The sequence below is a fragment of the Microcoleus sp. B4-C1 genome (assembly GCF_036705285.1).
Taxonomy (GTDB): Bacteria; Cyanobacteriota; Cyanobacteriia; order Cyanobacteriales; family Microcoleaceae; genus Microcoleus.
Genome location: NZ_JAUBUC010000210.1, coordinates 1 through 1659, shown reverse-complemented (window position 1 = coordinate 1659; position 1659 = coordinate 1). Strand labels below are relative to the sequence as shown.

Below are 1659 nucleotides of genomic sequence, written 5' to 3'. Positions count from 1 at the left end.
AATAGATAGTCTAGATGGAAGCTCATAACGGTAAATGTATTAGTAGGTACATTTTACACCATAAACTCAGGAGAGCCGGTTAATCGTGGCACGGGCGTCCCGCCTGTGATTAATCTGCGGTTAAAAACTCCAAACCCGCAAAACCAAATTACCCAGCAAGGATGCTAAATAACTCAAAACCCAAACAGTATAAAGTACACTCAAAGGCGCGTAAGCTGCCAAAACCCATTGCGTTTCTGCTGCTTCCTCAATCTCCTCCCTCCGCAACAAATCCACATAAAAATCAAACGACCTTTGTCGCAGATTGTTAATGCCTGTTCCCGCTACTAACAAATAATAACCGTCAAATCTATTCAAGGGATTCAAATTAATTGCAACTGTCAGCAAGGCGGCTACCATCAACAAATAACTAATTTGATGCCAAACCGGATTTGACAGAGAAAACAGCCACATCCAAACAGCCAATGCCCAAATTGTTACTTGGATAAATACTCCTGCGGCTACTACTAAAACTCGCTGTTTCCGCCGGACTAAACTGTATTGATCGGTTGTATCTGTGTAACATTCGGGGATGAAACACATAAACAATAATCCAATTTCTTTAACAATACCGCCGTAGTGTTTTAGCGTGAAAGCGTGGCCGAGTTCGTGCAAAGCTATTACTAGCATTGTCAGCAAAACAAATGTGAAAATAGTCTCATTTTGTCCTGCTATCCACAACTGCTGATGTGAGGCGGCAACTTCTGCTGTGGAAGCCAACCACACTGCTACAGAGGAAGAGATGAAAGCGCACAGAATAAAGCCAAATTCCCACGTCCAAATCCAGCGGATTTTGTCGATGTGCCGCGACAGCCAAACATCGGGATTGACTAGGGGAATTGTGAAGGATAGCAGGTTAAATTTGGCTTTCGGCGGCTTGGTTCCTTCTAGCATTCCTGCTTGTGCTAAGTCTTTCAAGAGATTTTGCACGTCTTCTAAATCGAGGTTGTATTCAGCGAGAATATTAGTTATTGGCTGTTGGCTTAATTGCACAATTACCTGTTTGTCAAAGTCGTCAACTTGAATACAGGTAATGTCTTCGGGATTGCGAAGTATCCAATGACCGTCGGGATGAGGTATCCATTGCACCGCTGATTTGAGTTGCATGGTAGATTGTCACTTTGGCTGACAAAGTTTCGATTTAATTGAATAGGAGTTACTCGTTTTTAGGCGGAGATTCTGATCCCCCCTAGCCCCCCTTAATAAGGGGGGGACAAGAGAATCAACTCAAAGTCCCCCTTCTTAAGGGGGATTTAGGGGGATCTAGACTTTCGGATCAAGCAGAGAGACAGTGGGTTTTAGGCCGAAACTCGATCCCCCTAGCCCCCCTTAATAAGGGGGGGACAAGAGAATCAACTCAAAGTCCCCCTTCTTAAGGGGGATTTAAAGGGATCTAGACTTTCGGATCAAGCAGAGAGACAGTGGGTTTTAGGCCGAAACTCGATCCCCCCTAGCCCCCCTTCTTAAGCAGGGTGGATTAATTGTCGGGAGGGGAATGTATGATAGAAGAGGTAATCAAGTCTGCCCCGTCCGGGTAGACTATAATTATGGAATGAATCAGCAATGAATTTAATTGAAGCTCTTATTGCAGTTCCCGATCATAGACATCCGAGAGGTATT

Annotated in this window: 1 protein-coding gene; it reads right to left on the bottom strand. The window is 44.4% G+C overall.

Features of this window, described 5'->3' with window-relative positions; genetic code table 11:
- Positions 1 to 120 precede the first annotated feature (120 nt).
- The gene (locus QUB26_RS31680; RefSeq protein WP_333321272.1) at positions 121 to 1146 is read right to left on the bottom strand and encodes a hypothetical protein; all 1026 of its coding nucleotides are present in this window, start codon (positions 1144 to 1146) and stop codon (positions 121 to 123) included.
- Positions 1147 to 1659: the final 513 nt, after the last annotated feature.